At 40.9% G+C, this 22,104-nt stretch carries 16 protein-coding genes; 5 read left to right on the forward strand and 11 right to left on the reverse strand.

From position 1 onward, the window contains the following. Positions 1–3: 3 nt before the first annotated feature. From ABJV04_RS06455 to ABJV04_RS06465, 3 genes are all read left to right on the forward strand, one after another. Positions 4–771 carry an NRDE family protein gene (locus ABJV04_RS06455; RefSeq protein WP_348490489.1) on the forward strand — a complete coding sequence of 256 codons (768 nt, stop codon included), beginning with the start codon at positions 4–6 and terminating at the stop codon, positions 769–771. A gap of 83 nt (positions 772–854) precedes the next feature. Next, positions 855–2,045, forward strand: coding sequence for an amino acid aminotransferase (locus tag ABJV04_RS06460; RefSeq protein ID WP_348490490.1), 1,191 nt, complete (start codon positions 855–857; stop codon positions 2,043–2,045). 183 nt (positions 2,046–2,228) lie between these two features. Further along, entirely contained in the window at positions 2,229–3,467 is a 1,239-nt protein-coding gene (locus tag ABJV04_RS06465; RefSeq protein ID WP_348490491.1) for a DEAD/DEAH box helicase, read from the forward strand. Here the strand turns inward: ABJV04_RS06465 and ABJV04_RS06470 are convergent. From ABJV04_RS06470 to topA, 3 genes are all read right to left on the reverse strand, one after another. Continuing rightward, entirely contained in the window at positions 3,464–3,919 is a 456-nt protein-coding gene (locus ABJV04_RS06470) for a YaiI/YqxD family protein (protein ID WP_348490492.1), read from the reverse strand. The two genes, ABJV04_RS06465 and ABJV04_RS06470, sit on opposite strands and share 4 nt — an antisense overlap. A 42-nt stretch (positions 3,920–3,961) precedes the next feature. Beyond that, on the reverse strand, positions 3,962–4,525 hold the full coding sequence (locus ABJV04_RS06475; protein ID WP_348490493.1) for a DUF2058 domain-containing protein: 564 nt from the start codon (positions 4,523–4,525) through the stop codon (positions 3,962–3,964). Between the two features lie 77 nt (positions 4,526–4,602). Continuing rightward, positions 4,603–7,239 carry a type I DNA topoisomerase gene (topA, locus tag ABJV04_RS06480; protein WP_348490494.1) on the reverse strand — a complete coding sequence of 879 codons (2,637 nt, stop codon included), beginning with the start codon at positions 7,237–7,239 and terminating at the stop codon, positions 4,603–4,605. Between the two features lie 335 nt (positions 7,240–7,574). Between topA and astB the strand changes: the two genes are divergently transcribed. After that, positions 7,575–8,912: an N-succinylarginine dihydrolase gene (astB, locus tag ABJV04_RS06485; RefSeq protein ID WP_348490495.1), complete on the forward strand. Its 1,338-nt coding sequence runs from the start codon at positions 7,575–7,577 to the stop codon at positions 8,910–8,912. A 68-nt stretch (positions 8,913–8,980) separates the two neighbouring features. Here the strand turns inward: astB and ABJV04_RS06490 are convergent, their stop codons facing one another. Then, entirely contained in the window at positions 8,981–11,155 is a 2,175-nt protein-coding gene (locus ABJV04_RS06490) for an Ig-like domain-containing protein (RefSeq protein ID WP_348490496.1), read from the reverse strand. A gap of 123 nt (positions 11,156–11,278) precedes the next feature. On the opposite strand from ABJV04_RS06490, the gene ABJV04_RS06495 reads away from it, so the two are divergent. After that, positions 11,279–12,640 (forward strand): dicarboxylate/amino acid:cation symporter, encoded by a 1,362-nt coding sequence (locus ABJV04_RS06495; protein WP_348490497.1) that lies wholly within the window; start codon positions 11,279–11,281, stop codon positions 12,638–12,640. Positions 12,641–12,677: 37 nt separating this feature from the next. On the opposite strand, the gene ABJV04_RS06500 is transcribed toward ABJV04_RS06495, so the two are convergent. From ABJV04_RS06500 to pnp, 7 genes are all read right to left on the reverse strand, one after another. After that, positions 12,678–13,919 carry a lipoprotein-releasing ABC transporter permease subunit gene (locus ABJV04_RS06500; RefSeq protein WP_348490498.1) on the reverse strand — a complete coding sequence of 414 codons (1,242 nt, stop codon included), beginning with the start codon at positions 13,917–13,919 and terminating at the stop codon, positions 12,678–12,680. Next, complete coding sequence (lolD, locus tag ABJV04_RS06505; RefSeq protein WP_348490499.1) at positions 13,916–14,608, reverse strand: lipoprotein-releasing ABC transporter ATP-binding protein LolD; 693 nt, start codon at positions 14,606–14,608, stop codon at positions 13,916–13,918. The genes ABJV04_RS06500 and lolD overlap by 4 nt, the downstream gene beginning before the upstream one ends. 10 nt (positions 14,609–14,618) lie before the next feature. Further along, entirely contained in the window at positions 14,619–15,677 is a 1,059-nt protein-coding gene (locus ABJV04_RS06510) for a CNNM domain-containing protein (protein ID WP_348490500.1), read from the reverse strand. A gap of 4 nt (positions 15,678–15,681) precedes the next feature. Then, a complete protein-coding gene (locus ABJV04_RS06515) occupies positions 15,682–17,736 on the reverse strand; it encodes a S9 family peptidase (protein WP_348490501.1) in 2,055 nt (684 codons plus the stop codon). A 264-nt stretch (positions 17,737–18,000) separates the two neighbouring features. Beyond that, entirely contained in the window at positions 18,001–19,338 is a 1,338-nt protein-coding gene (locus ABJV04_RS06520; protein ID WP_348490502.1) for a M14 family zinc carboxypeptidase, read from the reverse strand. A gap of 136 nt (positions 19,339–19,474) precedes the next feature. Beyond that, on the reverse strand, positions 19,475–19,783 hold the full coding sequence (locus ABJV04_RS06525; RefSeq protein ID WP_348490503.1) for a DUF1244 domain-containing protein: 309 nt from the start codon (positions 19,781–19,783) through the stop codon (positions 19,475–19,477). Between the two features lie 84 nt (positions 19,784–19,867). Next, the gene (gene pnp / locus ABJV04_RS06530; RefSeq protein WP_348490504.1) at positions 19,868–21,979 is read right to left on the reverse strand and encodes a polyribonucleotide nucleotidyltransferase; all 2,112 of its coding nucleotides are present in this window, start codon (positions 21,977–21,979) and stop codon (positions 19,868–19,870) included. Positions 21,980–22,104 lie beyond the last annotated feature (125 nt).

A 22,104-nucleotide genomic window follows, 5' to 3' on the forward strand; every position in this document is an offset into this window, starting at 1 on the left:
TCAATGTGTATTCTTTTTATCGCTGTAGAGCAACATCCTGATTATCCATTGATAATAGCGGCTAACCGGGATGAATTTCATCAACGTCCCACTGCTCAGTCTGAGTTTTGGGCTGCATCCCCTAACCTACTTGCCGGTCGAGATCTGGAGGCGGGAGGCACATGGATGGGCGCTAATGTAAATGGCCGAATTTGTGCCTTAACCAATGTAAGAGATCCGCAAAAGCTGCTTAGCAATGCGATTTCACGGGGCCATTTAGTTAGCGAATTTTTAATTAACCAAGATCCCCCACAAGATTATTTAAGCAAATTGCGGGAAAGCAAACAGCAATACAATGGTTATAATTTATTGTTTGGGGAATGGAACGACCTGTATGTGTATAACAATCACACAGATAATGTGAATCGATTAGGCGCAGGGGTTTACGGACTTTCAAATGCAGACTTAGACAGCCCTTGGCCGAAAATTAATCAAGGGGTTAATAAGTTGCGCGAGCATTGCCAACAGGCATCGTCATTAGATAGCGAAAAATTATTTGAAATTCTACTCGACCAAACTAAAGCAAACGATGAACTTTTACCTAAGACAGGTGTGCCATTAGATTGGGAACGCAAATTATCATCCATTTTTATCCAATCAGCAGATTATGGAACACGCTCTTCTACCTTGTTATTAGTGAATAAAAACAAACAAGTAACATGGCAAGAGCACACATTTGACAGACAAGGAAACAACGTCCAGCAGCGTGAGTTTAACTTTAACATTCAATAAGCTCATATATTACTCGAAATATCTCGAATTACTGGCATAATAGCGGCTTCTTTTTTTCGCTTGTTATTTATTGAGGAATTGCTGTGTTAGAAGTGTTACCGAAATTACCCGCCGATCCTATTTTAGGTTTATCCGCTGCATACCGTGAAGATCCGAATCCTAATAAGATTGATTTAGGTGTAGGTGTTTATAAGGATGAAAACGGGAATACACCAATACTCAGTTCAATTGCTAAAGCGCAAAAAATTCTTTTAGCTCAAGAAACCTCTAAAACCTATATTACACCACAGGGTGTACAAGGTTATATTAATGGCATGTTGGAGCTACTTTTAGGTAAAGGACACCCTGCTGTAATTGAAGATCGTGTAGCCGCGGTTCAAGCGCCAGGTGGTTGTGGTGCCCTAAGAGTACTATCTGAACTAATTAAACGTTGTAACTCTGATACTACTGTCTGGGTAAGTGACCCTACTTGGGCAAACCACATTCCTTTAATTGGTAGTGCTGGTCTGAATATTGAAACCTACCCGTATTTCGATAAAGCCACAGCAAGCATCAAGTTTGATGAAACGGCCGATTGCCTGAAACAAGTTAAAAAAGGCGATGTAGTCTTGTTGCACGGTTGCTGTCACAACCCAACAGGGGCTGATTTAAGCAATGAACAATGGCAAACAGTATTAGAAATTGCCCAACAACAGGGTTTTATTCCATTTATCGACGTGGCTTACCAAGGATTTGGTGACGGTCTTGAAGATGATGCTTATGGTGTTCGTTTGTTAACTAAGAACCTGCCTGAAGTCATTATTGCCGCATCCTGTTCTAAAAACTTTGGTTTGTATCGCGAACGAGTTGGACTTGCAGTGTCTGTGACGAATAACAGCGCCACTCGTCAAATTGTTCAAACACAAATTCAATCCATTGCTAGAGCCATTTATTCTATGCCGCCATCATACGGTGGTGCCTTGGTCGATATCGTACTAAATGACCCAATTCTGAAAGCAGAATGGCAAGGCGAAGTTGAAGATATGCGAGTTCGTATGCAATCTTTACGTCAATTATTAGTGGTTAAATTGGCAGAAAAAGGCGCGTCGAAAGATTTTAGCTTCGTCACTCAGCAAAAAGGGATGTTTTCCTATTTGTGTATCAGTCCTGAACAAGTTAAAGCCATTAGAGCTAAACATAGTGTATACTTTGTAGATTCAAGTCGAGTCAACATAGCTGGTATTAGCTTAAAAAATGTCGATGCGTTAGCTACCGCTTTGGTAGATGTTTTATAAATACTCTTCTAAATGCGCTCAATAATGAGCGCATTTCTCCTCTTGTCAGCCAATGTGTTCTTAGGTAACCCCATAAAGATAAGCAAGCACTCTGGCTCAAATTATTTGTATTTTCTTGCGTTTAATACTTAGATATTAAGCAATGAACATATCACCTGTATTTTACTTAATAGAGAAACTTTAATGAATTTTAACTCCCTTGGTTTAGGCCAAAACATTGCCAATGCCCTAATTGAAAAAGGCTACAATGAACCTACACCAATTCAAGCGCAGGCAATTCCTGCTATTTTAGAAAACAAAGACGTGATGGCCGCAGCACAAACTGGTACTGGTAAAACAGCTGGGTTTGTCCTCCCCATATTAGAAAAATTAAGCCATCAACCCCGCCCAAAGGCGAACCAAGTTAACGCGTTAGTGTTGACCCCTACCCGAGAGCTAGCGGCGCAGATAGCGGATAATGTAAAAGCCTACAGCAAAAACTTAAACATCCGACACACGGTTGTTTTTGGCGGCGTAAGTATTAATCCGCAAATGATGGCCTTGCGCAAAGGTGTGGATATATTAGTAGCCACACCCGGGCGTTTGTTAGATTTGTATAATCAAAAAGCGGTGAAGTTCGATAATTTGCAAATTTTGGTCTTAGATGAAGCAGATCGCATGTTAGATATGGGCTTCATTCATGATATTAAGCGGGTAATGAAACTATTACCGCCAAAACGCCAAAATCTATTGTTTTCTGCAACCTTTTCACCGCAAATACGTGAACTTGCAAAAAATATAGTGAACAATCCTGTCGAAATTTCAGTGGCTCCGGCGAATAAAACCGCGGATAAAGTGGAGCAATGTGTTCACCCTGTTGATAAAAGTAAAAAATCAGCATTACTGTCTCACATTATCAAACATCAAAACATGGATCAGGTTTTGGTATTTAGTCGCACTAAACATGGCGCTAACCGCCTAGCTAAGCAATTAACGGCCAAAGGCATCATATCATCAGCAATTCATGGTAATAAGAGCCAAGGAGCCCGTACCAAGGCCCTAGCAGAATTTAAATCCTCTGCCATCCAAGTATTAGTTGCCACCGATATAGCGGCTAGAGGATTAGATATTCATCAACTTCCTTTTGTGATTAACTATGACCTACCCCACGTAGCAGAAGATTACGTGCATCGAATTGGTCGAACAGGCCGTGCTGGTGCTACTGGCCATGCTGTTTCTTTAGTAACGGTTGAAGATGTTAAGTTATTAAAAGATATCGAACGGGTAATTGGTGAGAAAATTAATCGCGTTGAAGTTAAAGGTTTCGAGCCAACTGAAAAGTTATCAGAAACTCCAGCCAAACCTCAGGCTAAAAAACCACCCAGACCTAAAAAACCTCGTAAACCTAGAGCAGCTAGAAATTCACGTCCCAAGGCAGATTAACTGGGACGGTGAAATTGGGTTAACATGCGATCTAAGTGATTGGCAAAGTTCTGTCGGTCAGTTTGATTGAGTGCCGGAGGCCCGCCAGTGTTAACCCCGCTGGCGCGCATGGTATCCATAAAGTCTCGAATGTTAAGTCGAGAACGCACGTTTTCCTTGTCCATAAGTTCACCTCTAGGACTAAGGGCGTTACAGCCCTTTTCAATCACTTCAGCCGCTAAGGGAATGTCACTGGTGATAACTAAATCACCGGCTTCACAGCGAGCAACAATCTCATCATCAGCCACATCAAATCCAGAAGAGACTTGTAATGAGGTAATGTTTTTATTTGGCGGTACGCGAATAAACTGATTTGCAACTAAGGTCATCTCAACCCCTGTACGTTGCGCAGCTTTGAATAAAATGTCTTTTATCACATTCGGACAAGCGTCTGCATCAACCCAAATTTTCAAATTAGAAAGCTCCTTGAAAAAAGAAAAATTAAAGTATGTTGATTACCACACTAAATCATCTGGAATTTCATAATCTGCATACCATTCATCTTCTTCGGCAGTACTAGTTGATTTAGCTTCTGCCTGTTCAGCCGCATCAGCACGATACACCACCGCATCTTTGTCGCGTAAACTAATTTTGTCTGCCACAGGCATAGGGACAATTTCATATGCCCCACCAAGTACCACAATGGCAAGTTTGCCTTGGCTAATCCGGTTACGGGTTTGTTGATTCACATACAACCGTTTGATGATATTGTCGTGGGTGAAATTACAAGGGATATCACCATTATCTTTAGGCTGCTTGTTCAGCTCAACCAACTGTTTAATCTGCGCTTGTACCGCCTTGGTCTCGGCAAGTGCTTTGGCTTCTTGATTCAGTTTCCGGTCTTTTTCTTGCTTTTCTTGAAGTGCTTTTTGAGCCGCAATTTGTGATTCGTTTTTATTCACAACCTTATGTTTTTGCTGCTGTTTTACTTGTTTGTGCTTTTCTTTTTTTGCTTGTTTTACCTTTTTCTTATCGGTTAAACCTGCCTTTAATAATTGCTCTTGTAATGATAACGCCATAATAAAATACTCTTTGAATATTCTAGAAATAAAAACGGCAGTATTACACTGCCGTTAACAATAGATTGTAAAACCGACTATTTGCCTTTTTTACGTTTGTCTTCAACAACCCATTTGCCATCTTGATACCAAGCTGACCAACCTGTTGCCTTACCTTCCGCATTTTCAGAGGTGACATATTGTTGTTTAGTTTTACGACTAAATCTCACCATAGTGGGATTACCGTCGGGATCCTTTGCAGGTGCATCAGCTAAGTAATAAAACTTAGGTGAAATACGGTCCCTAAATCTAGCTAACTCATGGACCATTGGTGCCCGAGTCTCGCGAGATTTTGGAAAGTTATGGGCTGCCATAAAGATTCCTGCGGCACCATCACGAAGAACGAAATGAGCATCGGATTTTTCACATTCTAACTCTGGTAAATCAACGGGATCTTCTTTAGGTGGCGCAGCCTCACCATTTCTCAATAGTTTACGCGTATTTTTACACTCTTCATTAGTACAGCCAAAATACTTACCAAATCGACCATTTTTCAGTTCCATGTCCGAACCACACTTATCACATTCGATAATAGGTCCGTCATATCCCTTAATTTTAAAGGTCCCTTTTTCAACGTATGTACCAGGGCAGGTAGGCGCATTACCACAAACATGTAACTTGCGAGTTTCATCTACCAAATAACTATCCATAGCTGTACCGCATATATCACAGCGACGTTTAGCTCTTAATACTTCCGTTTCCAGTTCTTCTTCATCATCCACTTTGATGACTTCATCCCCTGGAGTCAGATTTTTAGTCCCTGTACAGCGTTCTTTAGGAGGTAAGTTGTATCCCGAACAACCAAGGAACACGCCAGTAGAAGCGGTTCTGACATTCATAGGGCGGCCACACAAGTGACACTCCACGTCGGTTTCTATGGCCTGATTGAGACGCATGCCGCCTTCTTCAGGTGGCAATTCAGCTTTTAACAATCGTTGATAGAAATCTTCGTAAAACTCATTTAAAACATCTTTCCAATCACGAACGCCATTTGCAACATCATCAAGTTGTTGTTCCATGTTGGCGGTGAAATCGAAGTTGATTAAATCAGAGAAATTATCCACTAAACGATCGTTAACAATTTCGCCCATTTTCTCCGCATAAAAACGTTTATTATCCAATTTCACATAACCACGATCTTGGATAGTTGAAATGATGCTGGCATAAGTTGATGGGCGACCTATACCTCTTTTTTCTAGCTCTTTAACCAATGACGCTTCATTAAAGCGAGCAATAGGTTTAGTAAAGTGTTGTTTTGGATCTAGTGCCTTAAGATCGAGTTTTTCACCTTCTTTAACATCAGGTAAATTAAGATCACCATCGCCCTTGCCTTTCACTTGCGTTTGTACTCGAGTCCAACCGTCAAATTTTAACACACGGCCTTTAGCGACTAATTCGTACTCGCCGGCTTTCACCTTAATAGTACTCGCATCATATTTTGCTGGCACCATTTGACAGGCTACAAATTGACGCCAAATTAACTCATAAAGTCGCTGCGCATCGCGTTCAACTTCTGTTAATGATTCAGATTTGACGATCACATTGGAGGGACGAATAGCTTCGTGAGCTTCTTGTGCACCTTCTTTGCTACCATAAGAAATGGGCGCGTTAGGCAAATAATTATTGCCAAAATTATCTTCGATATAACTACGACAGTTATCTACAGCGTCTTTACTCAAATTAGTTGAATCTGTACGCATATAGGTAATGTGACCCGCTTCATACAAGCGCTGGGCCATCATCATCGTTTTCTTCACCCCAAAGCCCAACCGAGTGCTCGCGGCTTGCTGCAACGTGGAAGTGATAAAGGGTGCTGAAGGTTTACTTTGTGTCGGTTTAGATTCTCGACTGATAACTTCATAAGCCGCTTTGTTCAGCGCTTCTAAGGCAGTATCTGCCTGGGATTTATTAATTGGTTTAAAGGCTTTACCTAGATGCTTAGAGACCAGCATACGTAATGCTGTTTGCTTCGCATTTAGATCCGCATGGATATCCCAAAACTCTTCGGGAACAAATGCTTTGATTTCGCGTTCACGTTCAACGACTAAACGTACAGCCACCGACTGAACACGGCCTGCTGAAAGCCCACGAGCGACTTTTTTCCATAACAATGGAGACACCATAAAGCCCACCACCCGATCAAGGAATCGGCGAGCTTGTTGAGCATTTACTCGGGCAATATTTAATTGACCAGGGTGCGCAAATGCCTCTTGGATAGCGTTCTTGGTAATTTCGTTAAAGACTACCCGTTGGTAAGTTTTTCCTTTACTACCCAATAATTCTTGCAAATGCCAGGCAATCGCCTCTCCTTCTCTATCCAAATCCGTTGCGAGATAAATAGTGTCTGCATCTTTTGCAAGTTTCTTTAATTCATTAACAACTTTTTCTTTACCCGCCAGAATATCATAATGGGCTTTCCAGTCGTGTTGAGGATCAATACCCATACGATCGACTAACTTAAGATATTCAAATTCTCTTAGGTATTTTTCGCGCTTTTTCTCGCTCCACTCTTTTAGCTCTTTAGCTGGTTTTTTGGCCGGAGCTTGGCCTAATGCTTTTGTTGGTAAATCTCTAACGTGTCCAACACTAGATTTAACAATAAAATTTTTGCCCAGATATTTATTTATTGTTTTCGCCTTGGCTGGCGACTCGACAATAACCAGTGATTTTGCCATAAATTATTCATTAACCTTTGATTTATATGGGTTTTACACCATTTATAAGGAGTTTACTTAAACTTCCTGTCGCATATTGCTTTTTTAACATATATCGGCAAAGTGAATAGAAAACAAGTTCTTCTTAATACTTATCTACTTTTTAATTGTAAAGCTGCACCAAATATGTTCAAAATATGTACAGGCACATTGGCAAGCACATTAAAAGACGTATAATCGCCACCAATAGTAAACAGAGCAAGTCCAATTCACCTAGTTTTTTTGAAATATAATTCCTTGAAACCTATTCGTGATGGACACGCTTTTGTGCATTTTAGTTGCAATGAGGTGAGTGAGTGAAACAAGTTGAAGTCAATTTTGATGGTTTAGTCGGTCCAACCCACAATTATGCGGGTCTTTCAATTGGTAATGTGGCATCCCTAAATAATGCAAATGCGTTTAGTAGTCCAAAGCAAGCAGCGCTGCAAGGACTGCAAAAGATGAAAGCATTACATGATATGGGCATGGTTCAAGGCGTATTAGCGCCCCAAGCACGACCAGATATTGACACGCTCAGACGTCTTGGCTTTACAGGCAGCGATTCAACCGTGCTTGAGCAGGCCTCAAAGCGTGCTCCTGAAGTTTTTAGCGCTTGTTGCTCCGCTAGTAGCATGTGGACAGCAAATGCTGCCACTGTCTCTCCTAGTGCCGATACGAGTAATGGAAGAATTCACTTCACACCAGCTAACCTAACCAATAAATTTCATCGTTCATTGGAACCTGAAGTGACCGGACGAATTTTGCAAGCCACCTTCGCTAACGATAAATACTTTCAACATCACCAACATTTACCAGAAAATGAACACTTTGGTGATGAAGGTGCGGCGAATCATACTCGACTTTGTAGCGACTATGGCCACGCAGGTATTGAGATGTTTGTTTACGGCCGCTATGCGTTTGACAGCACTAAACCTGCTCCTAAAAAATTTCCCGCCAGACAAACTTTGGAAGCCAGCCAAGCCATAGCACGATTACATGGTTTGAGTGACGATACCACTGTGTTTGTGCAACAAAATCCTGACCTAATTGATCAGGGGGTATTCCACAACGATGTTATCTCTGTAGGGAATCAAAATGTACTTTTTTACCATGAGCAAGCGTTTCTCAATACTCAAAACGTATTAGATGAAATTCAACGTAAGTTTGGCGAACAAAAATTGCATTTCATCCAAGTAGATACTAAAACTGTGCCCGTTCAAGACGCCATTAAGACCTACCTATTTAATACCCAGATCATTACTCTAGCAGAGGGTGAAATGGCAATTATTGCGCCAACTGAATGTGAAGAAAACCCAACCGTCGCCAATTATTTACAAGAGCTAACTAGCTTAAATACACCGATTAAAAAAGTGCACTATTTTGATGTTAAAGAAAGTATGCGAAATGGCGGAGGGCCTGCTTGCTTGCGCTTACGTGTAGCGATGACAGAGGCTGAACTCGAAGCGGTTAATCAACATACTTTAATGTCTGAGGCTGTTTTCGCCCGTTTAAATAAGTGGGTAAACAAACACTACAGAGATCAATTAAGTGTTGATGATTTACGAGATGCGCTTTTACTGGATGAAACCCGCAGTGCATTGGATGAATTAACTCAAATTTTAAACTTAGGTTCGATTTATCCTTTCCAACGCTAATAAAAATTATTTTGACTAAATAAAAAAGCCTTGTATCAAATACAAGGCTTTTTTTAATTCTAGCTAGTTTACAGAGTATCGGTACAACTAAACCCTGTTCCAAATGGACTATTAGGTGGTGAAATTGCTTCATCGTCTAAATCATCGGCAGCAACAGATAAGGTGTAATACTGACTTTCGACGGCTTCACTGCCTGAAGATTGACCAAACACGGCGACTTCAACATCCGCCCAAACACCAAATGCTCTTGGATAGCGAACTTCTAATTTTGCTTGACCGTTTGAATCAGTTTCATTGTTTCCGTCAGTAAAACCTATTGTGCCTATGATACCTGGTGTTAATTCACCATCACCATTGGTATCTTCACCATTATCGAGTATGCCATTGCCATTAATATCTTCATTTGCACAAATAGCGGTGATATTAGCTACCCAGACATCCCCAGAGTAGGACCAATAGCCTTTTCGATATACGCCATCTTCTGTAAATTTAATTGGTGTTAAAGATGCAGTTAAAGAAACGTTTTCCACCGCTCTACCCACTGAATCACTCACAAACACTGAAAACTCTTTTTGATAACTAGAATCATCTGGTGATGATAATAAGTTTCCTGTTCCTAGTGAAATATCAAAGGCTCTATCTCCCACAGTTAAAGTGGTAAAATCCGTGACTGAATCATCATCTGCCACCTCGGCATAGACAATCACTGCATCTTCACTGCTCACCGCATTAGAAGTATAGACAGTAGAAGCGATTCCGTTGCTGTCGGTTGTTGCCGAGTTTGGTGACACAAAACCACCACTTACATCGTCCACTCTAAAATTAATGACTTTACCTTTTACAAGGTTTCCGGTGTCATCTCGGACGATTGCGGTAATGGTTGATGTTTGTCCATCTGGGCCGATTAGATCCGGCGATGCATCGACAATAACAGTGGCAGGTTCAGTGGCTACAAATTCAAACTGCGTTCTAGCGCTTACGGTTTCTTCATTTGCATCTGTTCCAAGTGCGGTAATAGAGGCTAATCCAGCGTTGTTCGAATTAATTAAAAATGTAGCAACACCGTTGTTATCAGTCATTGCAGAGGTTTCATCAAAGTCTCCTCGCGAAGAACTTAACACCACTTCACCGCCAACATAAGCAATATTGTCTTTTAACCAAGTCACTTCCAAAGTGGAGTCGGTATTAAGTGGCACATCTTCTGAGGGCACTGTGGTGAAGCTAAAACTATCTTCTTGCACGGTAAAAGTTAAACTTCCTTGGGCATTGAGTGCACTGGCGGTAATGATATTCTCACCAGAGGTAGAAGCGACATACTGGATGCTTACCTGCCCTTCACTATCAGTTACTGCTGAAGCAGCAATATTCCCTTGTGAGGCACTAAGTTCAACACTTTTATTGGCTAAACCATTACCATCGGAATCAGCCACTTTAATGGTGATATCTATGGTATCCCCTAGTACGACTGAAGATGGGCCATCCACATTCACTTCTGTACCCACAATATCAATGTCGATTGTTTCACTAAAGGTACCTGAAGAAACCGTTGCAGTAATTGTTCTATTCTCAGGATTATTACGACTGGTAAGTGTTGCTCTAGCCGTGCCATCGTCTGTCGATGTACCTTGTACAATTTGTAATTCCGCACCATTATTGGCAGCGAAAGACACATCCACGCCAGACAATAAAATATTTTGGGCATTTTTTACCACCGCTATTAGTTCTATTTCATCAGAACCGCTAGACGCCAGTTGAATTGAACTTGCATACAACTCCAAAGACGCTGGCGTAACACCAGATTGTGAAGTACCTGAAGAGCTAAAGCCCACTTGGCCTGCTGTACCATCTTCGAGCGCTCCTGTAACCAAACCATCCCCTGAACTAGCTCCAACCAACAATCCAATAGTGGCAACACCATCTGCGTTTGTTAAGGCCGTTCCAGTATCATTATCAAAGGTGGCTAAACCATCTTGACTGAATGTGAAGGTGACAAGTCGATCTTCTACGTTACCATCAGAACTGCTGACGGTTGCTGTCACAACCAAAGGAGAGGTAGAGGTTAGTGCATTGACCGCGCCCCCGTTTTGATCCGCGATGCTTAAATTAACATCATAAGTTACAGAAGTATCACTTCCACCGGTATCTGTGGCTGTAGAATCACGCTCAACTGAGCCGCCTCCACCACAGGCTGAAAGTGTAAAAATTAGTATAACCGCGAACAACATCTTCAAACGTGAAGCCATGCATTTTTTCCCACAAATAATGTTTTTCAATTCAAGTACCCGTTCTAAATCATTTTTCTTGTTTTGCTAGAGACCTAAACTTGCTACGCTATCCAAAAATCAATAATAAATTTAGGACAAACAATGCAGCAATCTCCAAAAAAACTTGGTCTCACCGCTAAAATCTTTATCGGCATGATTGCCGGGATAATTACCGGTGTTATTTTAAAATGGTCATTTGATGATAGCGGAGATTTAGCATTTAGTGTATTCGGGACTACGGTTTCTACGTATGATGTTTTAGTCAATGGTATATTTAATGTCGTTGGTTCGATATTTATCAACAGTTTAAAAATGCTAATAGTACCTCTGGTCTTTGTTTCTTTAGTCTGTGGTGTGGCTAACTTATCCGAACCAAGTAAATTAGGACGCCTAGGTGGTAAGTCTGTTTTGCTATATATTGGTACGACTGCCATAGCGATAACCGTTGCCATGATTGCAGCGATCATCGTTCAACCTGGTTCTGGTATCCCTATTCCAACTGATGCCGTTTTTGCCGCCAAAGAGCCACCTACTCTAGCCGCGGTAATTATCGATATTTTCCCATCTAACCCGTTCCAAGCCTTCACCGAAGGTAAAATGCTGCAAGTTATCACTTTCGCAGTTTTATTTGGTTTAGCCATTGCGATGGTTGGTGATGCGGGCAAACGTATTGCCGCTTTCTTCGAAGATTTAAATACGGTAATTATGAAGTTAGTTACCATTTTAATGAATTTGGCCCCCTATGGTGTGTTTGCGCTGTTAGCAAAATTATTCACCACCATAGATGAAGGACGAATCGCATCCTTAGCCTTATACTTTGTATTGGTATTTGCTGTGTTGCTAATCCATGCCTTTGTTAATTATTCAATCATTCTGAAGCTGTTAACGGGATTGAACCCTAAGTACTTGTTCTTAAAAATGCGCGAAGCAGTGTTATTTGCCTTTAGTACCGCCAGTAGTAGTGCAACCTTGCCAGTGACAATGGAAACCGCTACCAAGAAATTAGGTATCGGCAAGTCAGTGGCGTCTTTTGTTGTTCCTCTAGGCTCTACGATTAACATGGATGGCACGGCAATAATGCAAGGGGTCGCCACCGTATTTATCGCTCAAGTTTATGGTATCGACCTTTCTACTTCGGATATGTTAATGGTGGTATTAACCGCTACGTTAGCGTCGGTAGGCACCGCAGGTGTACCAGGTGTAGGTACACTCATGTTATCTATGGTGTTAGTACAAGTAGGGCTTCCTGTTGAAGGCGTCGCCTTAATATTAGGTGTCGATCGGTTATTAGACATGACTAGGACAGCGGTGAATATTACCGGTGACTGTATGGTTTCTTGCGTAGTCGCAAAAAGCGAAAATGAACTTGATGAATCTGTGTATTACGATTTGGAAGCGGGCGTAGACTTTGAAAATGTGGATCTAGATGATTTTAAACCCACAGAAACTCAAACCAAAGACTAATTTAAACAACTTAACATTAGCAGCTATTGATTAGCTGCTAATGTTGTCCTAAAGCTTCTGCAGGATTTATTTTAGTGGCTTTTATGGCTGGATAAATGGTTGCTAACAAACTTAACGTCACCGCGATTAAAGCAGTAAAAAACACTTCACTCCAGCGTAATTGTGACGGTAAAAAGTCGATAAAATAAACATCACCAGATAGAAACTTCACGCCACTGACAGTTTCAATAAAGCTCGCAATTTGGGTCAGATACTCAGCTAATAGCACCCCACATGTTACACCCACTAGGGTTCCAATAAGTCCATTTACAGCACCTTGTAGAATAAACACTTGAATGATTAACCTATCTCTAGCCCCCATGGTTTTAAGCATTGCGATTTCCGCCTGCTTTTCACTCACGGCCATGACCAGAGTTGAAATAATATTAAAGCAAGCCACTGCTATAACTAGGGTGAGCGCAACATAAACCACTGCTCTTACTAATTGAATATCCTGATATAAATGCCCTTGAGTTCGCATCCAATCAGACATAAACACATGCTGGGAAAAAGAAAAACCAAATTCACGTATGGCGCTATTGGCGATAAAAGGATCATTGAAACGAAAGCGTAAACCTTGAGCACCGGTTTTTGTACCTAATGTATCAGCAGCTAATTGTATATGCATAAAGCCAATTTGACCGTCAAGTTCACCGCCAATGGCGATTTCACCTGCTACATGTAACCACACTGATTTAGGCGCTGAAAAAGAAAGATCATCGGAAATTTGTGGCAATACAAGTTGTACTTTGTCGCCTACGTTAACCGCTAGTTGCTGCATTATCGAACGGCCTAACAAGACAGCGTTAGGATCTGCTTTAAAGTTATTCCAGTGACTCTCGCCTACTTGTTGAACCAATTTATTATTTTTCGAATAATTTAGATCAATGCCCACCAGTTCAGGTACCGCTTTCATTTTACTGCCTTTTTGCAATAAACCTGCAGCTTTGATGTAGGGCTCGATAGAAGTGATCCTTGGATCAGCAGACAAACCATTGAGTTGCTCTTGCCAGTTTTCTAAACCACTGCCTTCATAAGCGTATATTTCACCATGGGGGATAAAGCTTAGAAGTTGATTTTTAAGCTCTCGTTCAAAGCCATTCATTACAGATAGCAGCAATATTAACACCATACATCCCAATGCAATGCCTAGTGTAGATGATGCGGAAATAAAGGATATAAAACCGTTTTGGCGCTTACCTGAACGAAATCGCCAGGCCAATTGTCCAACTAAATTCATACAGCAGTGCCCTGCTCGACCAATTTGCCATCGGTAATATTTAACGTTCTGTCGAGTTTAGCGGCTAACTCAATATCGTGAGTAACCACAATAAAGCTGGTTGAAACCTGTTCCCTCAACTCATTTAATAAATGATAAATACTTTGTCCAGTTTTATGATCTAAATTCCCTGTAGGTTCATCGGCTAAAACTAAATCAGGTTGAGTAACAAGAGCTCGCGCTATGGCACAGCGCTGACGTTCCCCACCAGACATTTGAGCAGGTTTATGATCTAATCGATGACTCAATCCCACTCGTTTTAAAATCTCTTCTGCTTGGTGCTTGGCCAAGTCCGTTTTAGTTTTGCCAATGAGTAATGGCATGGCAACGTTTTCTAATGCACTAAACTCAGGCAGCAAATGGTGAAATTGATAAACAAAGCCTAAATATTTATTACGAAAATCAGCTTGTTGTTTTTCATTAAACTGAAAAATGTCTTGTCCGTTAAACAGTACCTTTCCAGAGGTTGGCGTATCTAGTGCCCCCAAAATATGTAACAAGGTACTTTTCCCTGACCCTGAACTCCCCAGTATGGCAACTTGTTCCGCTTTATTAACTTGAAAATTAACGTTATCCAATACTTGCACTGACGCGGCGTCATTTTCTTGATAGGTCTTACTTACATTTTTACAGATTAACAACTGTGACATAATCTCTACTTTATTTTTGATCTTGCTGTTGTTTGAACAATTCTCGCTCACGCCTCTTCCACATAAGCCGTGCAACTTTTTTCATACTTACATGTTTGTCTTTCTCATCAACAATTTCAAACCCTAAAAGACTCTCGAGTAAATCTTCTAAGGTTAATATGCCATCCATCCCGCCGTATTCATCCACAACAAGCAGAATATGAGAACGAGATTGTAAAAAGTGCGGAAAAGTTTCAGCCAAACTAGTACTGCTTAACAAGGCCACCATGTCTTTACGATATTCAGACAACAACTTATTTCCGTTTCCTCTTGCCTGAGCCAAAATTAAATCGGATTTTAAAACAAATCCACTTATCTTCTCTGGCTCTTCATCTTCATAGACCGGAATTCTCGAATAACCTTCGGTTGCGTGTTTATGGTAAAACGTTTCTACCGTTAAGTTTTCTGACACTTTAAATACCACGGTTCTGTGGGTCATTGCATCACGTACTTTAAGATCATCTAAACTTAATAAACTTTGTAGAATATTGGCTTCTTGGTGATCTAATAAACCTTCGTGTTTAGATAATTCTGTCATGGCTTGCAACTCTCCACGACTCAAACCTTTTAAGGGGCTTTCCTCTGTAAATCGGCTAGTTAACGCATTTGCCATTTGTACAAACGGATACAAAACCCAAACTAAATACTTTAAAAAATACGCGGTAACGGGTGCGAGCTGGCGCCAATAAGTAGCCCCTAATGTCTTCGGTATAATTTCTGAAAACACCAAAATGAGTAAGGTTAATACAGCTGAAGCTGCACCAAGGTAAGCATCGCCAAACACCACTGCTGCTTGTGCCCCAGCACCAGCTGCCCCCATTGTGTGGGCAATGGTGTTGAGGGTTAAAATGGCGGCCAAAGGTTTGTTAATGTCCGCCGTTAAGTCATGTAAAATCTCTCCCGATTTTTCACCTTTGTTCATAGAAACAGATATGTAAGCTGAAGAGATACTTAAAATGACCGCTTCAGCGACAGAACATAAAAAGGAAAATCCCAGTGCAACAAAAACATATATAATTAGTAGCACCATAAATTTAACTATCGCCCTCTTTTTTAGGTTTATGTTGCTCGAACCACCACAAAATATACTCCACCTTGGCCATCAAATTACTTGGTTTACGATAGATACTATGTGACGCATTAGGTATGCGTACCATTGCACTCTCAACACCTTGCAGTTTTAATGCTTGATAAAATTGTTCGGATTCAGATATGGGAGTTCTATGATCAGACTCACCAGTCAATAACATAGTCGGTGTTGTTACATTACCAACATAGCTGATAGGCGAATATTTCATATACTCATCTAAATTATCCCAAGGTTTACCGTTGAACCAATATTGATAAAAGAAAGGATAGAAATCCGCAGTTAGTACAAAACTAAACCAATTAATTACCGGTTTTGCGACTACCGCTGCTGCAAAGCGTTGAGTATGGCCAATAGACCAAGCCGTGAGGGTACCACCACCTGAGCCACCAGTAATAAATAGCTGCTCAGTATCAATAAACCCTTTTTCAATAAGCTTATCCACGCCACTCATTAAATCGTCGTAATCTTGACTGGGATAGTTTTTATCAATCGTATGGGCAAAGTTTGCTCCATAACTAGAACTACCTCTAGGATTTAGATACAACACTACATTGCCAGCAGCGGCAAACAGCTGGATCTCCATTGAGAAATGGGGTCCATAGGCGGTAACTGGACCACCATGGATTTCCAATACCATTGGATACTTTTTAGTTTCATCAAAGCCCGGAGGGTAAGCAATCCAGCCCTGAATATCCTTACCATCGGCACTGGATTTAAACCAAAACTCTTCGATCTTGGCCAGAGTTTTGTGACCCAAGGCATCATCATTTAAATGGGTTAGTAGTTTGCTTTGTTTGTTTTCGATAATCGCGATATCCGCAGGTCGCATGGGATCAGAATGTGAAATGACCACTTTGCCATTTTCACTTACCGAAAACTCACCGCTGGTATAAGGTCGACCATAAGATTGGCCACCTAATTTGTCAGACAATATACTGCGTTTATCCGCTGTTCTTGCCGATTGCAAGGCCAAAATAGTTTTGCCTTTATCATCATACTGAATATAAAGATTTCGACTTTTGTGATCCCATTCTATTCTGTCAATACTGCGATCTAATCCTTCGGAGACCATTATCGTCTCACCATCAGATAGCTGTTTTATATAGACTTTAGCATTGTCATAATTTTTACGTTTATCATCAAAGCCAATATAGGCCAAGTATTTGCCATTTGGAGAGATCTTGGGACTGCCGTCAGGCCCATCCCTTTCGGTTAATTGCGTGATAAGACTATCTTTAATTGAAATAGAATAAATATCGCTGTTAAGAGGAGTAAAATCTCGATTTTCGGAACGATTAGCAGAAAAATAGAGGACTTCACTGTTTTTCCCCCAACTCAACTCGCCACCATTATCAAATTCATCGTTAGTTAGTTGTCTTGGTGTACCGCCATCAGCAGATAAAATAAATATCTCTGATGTGCCTGGGCTACGATAACCGCCGCCATCAAAGCGATAATATACATCATCAATATAAATCGCAGGGTCTGCCCATTTGGCTCCCGGGGGTTTACCCGCGAGGTTTACTGGTGATTTAGGTTTACCAGGAACAAACATGCTAAAGGCGATGTACTTACCATCGGGCGACCAACTTAACCCACTAGGAGACGAGACCAAATTAGTGAGCTTTGCAGTGTTGCCCGTGGCTAACCAAGTGACGTAAATTTGTGGCTTACCGCTTCGAGTAGAGATAAAAGCAAGCTTTTTACCATCAGCGGATAATACCGGATTGTAATCTAAATGGTCACCCGTAGTAACAGGTAACATATTGCCCGTCTTTGTGTCTACAGACCAGATATTACCAAGCTTTCTGTCACTTTGTATATCCATAAAATGGCGCACAAAGTAGACGATTTTACCGTCTTTACTGATGTTTAAATCAGCCGCATACTCAATGTCGAAGATATTCTCAGATTTGAGTACATCGATTTCTGTTTTTGCGTTAATGGTTGGAGAAATTAATCCTCCCATTAACAAAAAAGTAAGCATTACGTTTTTCATTTTTATCCCTAAAGTAGTGGGCGAACAAATAGCTTATCGCACTTTTTTTAAAATGCCTCGTAAATACGACCTTTGCATTGAAAGTATCAACGATTATTGATCATATTGAAGACAGTTCTAAGGTTTTTTCGTATTAATCGGTAATTGCCAAATTGTTTGCTATATATCTGCACTTTTTAGGCAATGATTGACTAGTTTGACAATTTAATGATAAGAATCAAAGTATTCTCAATTCGAAGTTGAGTTTAAAGTGTAAATAACTGTTTATTTCAAAACGATTAGTTTCCCTTCTAATACAGCTCCTTTAACTTGGTCATTAAATAACATCAACCAAGTTGGTGGCATTTCCTTTTGCCAGAAGCCAGCAGGTTCAGACTCTCCCGGCACTTTGATGATGGGCCAATCAGTCAACTGATTAATTAACGATATATCGCCACTGAAACGACAAAACCCGTTGCGTAATAAAAATAGGTACTTGTCTTCACTAAGGTCGATGGGTTCATTGACCTCAAAGGTATTCCCTGGTGCGTAACTAAAATTATGGGCATTTAACACTTCATAACCGCCCAATTGTCTTAAGTCCCCTAGTTCGCTAATCAGTGCCTGTTTGCGGTTTAGATGTTTTAAAGCAACATCCACATTAAAATTACCTTTCACGCTATCAACATTGAGGCCTCTAATGACCAAGTCACAGAGCCCATTTTCGATGTTATAAGGTAAAGAATTGTACGCAAACTCTCCCACCTGCTGATATGAGCCATCGGCAATGTGCTTTAAACCCAGCATTAGACAAAGAAAATTGAGTCGTCTGGCATTTTGTCTATTTAGATCATTGGTCCTATATCCCGATTCAATCAAAACACAAGCAATGCCTTGGCTACAAGCTAGATCACCAAAGGCGCGATCTGAATAGCTATCTTGATACTTGGCGACCCGACCAAACAATTCATCTGACATATCAGATAGCACAGCACCAATGAGTTTCATGGCATTACATCTATGTTCAGGCATACTTTCGTGAGAATCACCAGCAGGTGCTAAAAATGCCATTTCAACCGGTGCTAATGAGTGTTCAATGCGATAATAACGAGACTGATCATGAAGGTTGAAGGCAAATGCTGGCTTAATATTGTCGAACAAGGATTTTAGTACTTTTCCTTCAGGGGTTTGTAAGGCTGCGGCATCGCGATTGATATCGATACCTTGGGCATTTTCTCTAGTTTGTTGTTGAGCACCGTCGGGGTTCAACATAGGCACGAAGTGTAGAGTGACTTTTTCAAATAGCTCTGTTAGCCAAGGAGCCGTTTTATTTTGCTCAATAAAGACAAGTAAGTCCAACAGCGCTGCTGTTGCCGTTGGCTCATCGCCATGCATTTGCGACCAACATAATATAGGGATACTCCCCTTGCCCACTGAAATCAAATGAATAGGAAGAGCTAAATAGGAATGACCAATAATTTGTTTTTTAATAAAGTTCGGATCAGCAAAAATAGTGTCCTCAAGGTGTTGGCTAACATCCTCGGGAAAAATGTGAGCTTTGTCTAAATTAGCAATTCTGGCTTTGTAATAAAGCTGTTCTAATTCGTTGTTCTCAGGGAACATGCCTACTCCGAACTGTCATTATTCAGTATGTCTAGATTAGAGCGCTTAACTAGGTAATTCTAGTAATTTTAGTTAGTTATCATCATTAGCGCAATTTAGCCGATGGTAACTAACCCAGTCATGAATTATCTAACGCTTAATTGCAACCGCCTTTTTGCGCTTGCCTAGCATCAAAAGCCGCAAGTTGCTCGGGGGTAGCTTTGGCTTGGTACTGTTCTTTCCATTGGGAATAAGGCATACCGTATATCTTTTCCCTAGCTTGTTCGTAATCGATTTCAACTCCCTTTTCTTCCGCCGCGGCCTTGTACCACTTACCTAAACAATTACGACAAAAGTCGGCTAAAATCATTAAATCGATGTTTTGTACATCTTTATTGTCATCTAAGTGCTTCAACAAACGTCTAAAGGTTGCCGCTTGAATTTCAATTTCTGTTTGTTTATCCATCGTATTTTTCCAATAGTGATAATCAATTAAGTCAAAATAAAAAAGGAGCATTAAGCTCCTTTTTATGTAACACAATTTTGTAGATTAATCTTCAGAAGGTGCTTCTGCTGCTGGTTTTTCCAACAACTCTTTAATGCTAAGACGAACACGGTTTTGACGATCAATTTCCATTACTTTCACGTCAACCATTTGGCCTTCAGAAAGGTAATCAGAAACTTTATTCACACGTTCGTGAGCAATTTGTGAAATATGTACCAGACCTTCTTTACCAGGCAGTACTTCAACAAATGCACCAAAATCAACGATACGCGTTACTTTACCATGGTAAGTTTTGCCCGCTTCAACTTCTGCAGTTACTTGCTCAATCTTAGCGATAGCAATTTCCGCTTTAGCTAGTTCAGTAGCAAAAATCTTAATAGTACCGTCATCTTCGATTTCGATATTCGTATCTGATTCTTCAGTGATAGCACGGATCATTGCGCCACCTTTACCAATCACATCACGGATTTTATCCTGATCGATTTTAAGGGTATAGATACGAGGAGCAAACTCTGACATTTCGTCGCGGTGTCCACCAAGAGCTTCATCCATAACACCCAAAATGTGTAAGCGAGCTTCTTTAGCTTGCTTAAGGGCTTTTTGCATGATTTCTTTAGTGATACCTTCGATTTTGATATCCATTTGCAGTGCAGTAATACCATCGGTAGTACCAGCAACTTTAAAGTCCATATCACCAAGGTGATCTTCATCACCTAGAATGTCAGATAAAACAACGAAGTTTTCGTCACTTTTCACCAAGCCCATAGCGATACCCGCTACAGAAGCTTTAATAGGTACACCGGCATCCATTAGTGCAAGTGAAGTACCACAAACAGAGGCCATAGAAGACGAACCATTTGATTCAGTAATCTCAGACACTACACGAACAACATATGGGAATTCAGCTTCAGATGGCATTACAGCTTGAATACCACGTTTCGCCAAACGACCGTGACCAATTTCACGACGCTTAGGAGAGCCTACAAAACCTGTTTCGCCTACACAGTATGGAGGGAAGTTGTAATGCAACATGAAACGGCTGCTTGCCATGCCACCTAGCTCATCGATCATCTGTGCATCACGCTCTGTACCAAGGGTAGCAGCTACTAATGCTTGTGTTTCACCACGAGTGAAAAGTGCAGAACCGTGAGTTCTAGGTAGAACACCTGTATTCACGTGTAACGCTCTGATCATATCCGGTTCGCGACCATCAATACGTGGCTCACCAGCAAGTATACGAGAACGAACAACATCACTCTCTAGATCATGTAGCATTTCAGACACTTCTTTAGGGTCTTGCTCAGGATCAGCTTCAAGGATAGCTTCAACGGCTTTTTCAGTTACCGCAACAACGGCATCTTTACGCACCATTTTATCAGAAATCTGGTACGCTTCAGTCATGCCAGCTTCTGCTAATTCTTTGATTTTGCTCTTCAGATCAGTGTTTTCAGCATCAGCGGCCCATTCCCATTTAGGAGTAGCAACTTCTGCAGCAAACTCACTCACTGCATTAACAACAGCTTGGCTTTGCTCATGACCATACATTACAGCACCAAGCATCACTTCTTCAGAAAGAATGCTTGCTTCTGATTCAACCATCAATACTGCACTTTCAGTACCGGCTACAACCAAATCTAATTCACTTGTTTCAAGTTCTGAAGTCAAAGTGTTTAGAATGTACTCACCCTCTTTGTAACCAACACGAGCTGCACCAACAGGACCATTAAATGGAATACCTGAAATTGCCAATGCCGCAGAGGTACCAATAAGAGAGATGATATCAGTAGGAATTTCTGGGTTTGCAGAAACAACAGTAATAATAATTTGCACTTCGTTCATGAAACCGTCTGGGAAAAGAGGACGGATTGGACGGTCGATCAAACGTGCGATTAAAGTCTCACTTTCTGAAGGACGACCTTCACGTTTGAAAAAGCCACCTGGTATTTTACCAGCAGCATAGGCTTTTTCTTGATAGTTAACCGTTAATGGGAAGAAGTCTTGACCTGCTTTGGCTTCTTTTCTACCAACTACACTAACTAGTACAGATGTATCATCCATGCTAGCCATAACAGCAGCAGTAGCTTGACGAGCGATTACACCCGTTTCTAGAGTTACAGTATGTTGACCATACTGAAATGTTTTCGTAATAGGAGTCACTATTTATCCTTTTTAATATTTTCTTTAACGCTTTTAAATGCGGCGCATAGTATAGCTATATGATAGGCAAATCGACAGTGAAATTTATATATAATCAAGGTTAATTTAGTTTTTTCCTAATTTTT

The organism is Aliiglaciecola sp., from assembly GCF_039982535.1.
GTDB lineage: Bacteria > Pseudomonadota > Gammaproteobacteria > Enterobacterales > Alteromonadaceae > Aliiglaciecola.

What these genes read in the sequence shown, in the direction of transcription:
- ABJV04_RS06490 (WP_348490496.1), bottom strand. Translation starts at nt 11,155, where the DNA reads ATGGCTTCACGTTTGAAGATGTTGTTCGCGGTTATACTAATTTTTACA.
- lolD (WP_348490499.1), bottom strand. Translation starts at nt 14,608, where the DNA reads ATGTCACAGTTGTTAATCTGTAAAAATGTAAGTAAGACCTATCAAGAA.
- ABJV04_RS06515 (WP_348490501.1), bottom strand. Translation starts at nt 17,736, where the DNA reads ATGAAAAACGTAATGCTTACTTTTTTGTTAATGGGAGGATTAATTTCT.
- ABJV04_RS06465 (WP_348490491.1), top strand. Translation starts at nt 2,229, where the DNA reads ATGAATTTTAACTCCCTTGGTTTAGGCCAAAACATTGCCAATGCCCTA.
- ABJV04_RS06500 (WP_348490498.1), bottom strand. Translation starts at nt 13,919, where the DNA reads ATGAATTTAGTTGGACAATTGGCCTGGCGATTTCGTTCAGGTAAGCGC.
- ABJV04_RS06455 (WP_348490489.1), top strand. Translation starts at nt 4, where the DNA reads ATGTGTATTCTTTTTATCGCTGTAGAGCAACATCCTGATTATCCATTG.
- topA (WP_348490494.1), bottom strand. Translation starts at nt 7,239, where the DNA reads ATGGCAAAATCACTGGTTATTGTCGAGTCGCCAGCCAAGGCGAAAACA.
- ABJV04_RS06475 (WP_348490493.1), bottom strand. Translation starts at nt 4,525, where the DNA reads ATGGCGTTATCATTACAAGAGCAATTATTAAAGGCAGGTTTAACCGAT.
- ABJV04_RS06520 (WP_348490502.1), bottom strand. Translation starts at nt 19,338, where the DNA reads ATGTTCCCTGAGAACAACGAATTAGAACAGCTTTATTACAAAGCCAGA.
- ABJV04_RS06495 (WP_348490497.1), top strand. Translation starts at nt 11,279, where the DNA reads ATGCAGCAATCTCCAAAAAAACTTGGTCTCACCGCTAAAATCTTTATC.
- ABJV04_RS06525 (WP_348490503.1), bottom strand. Translation starts at nt 19,783, where the DNA reads ATGGATAAACAAACAGAAATTGAAATTCAAGCGGCAACCTTTAGACGT.
- ABJV04_RS06510 (WP_348490500.1), bottom strand. Translation starts at nt 15,677, where the DNA reads ATGGTGCTACTAATTATATATGTTTTTGTTGCACTGGGATTTTCCTTT.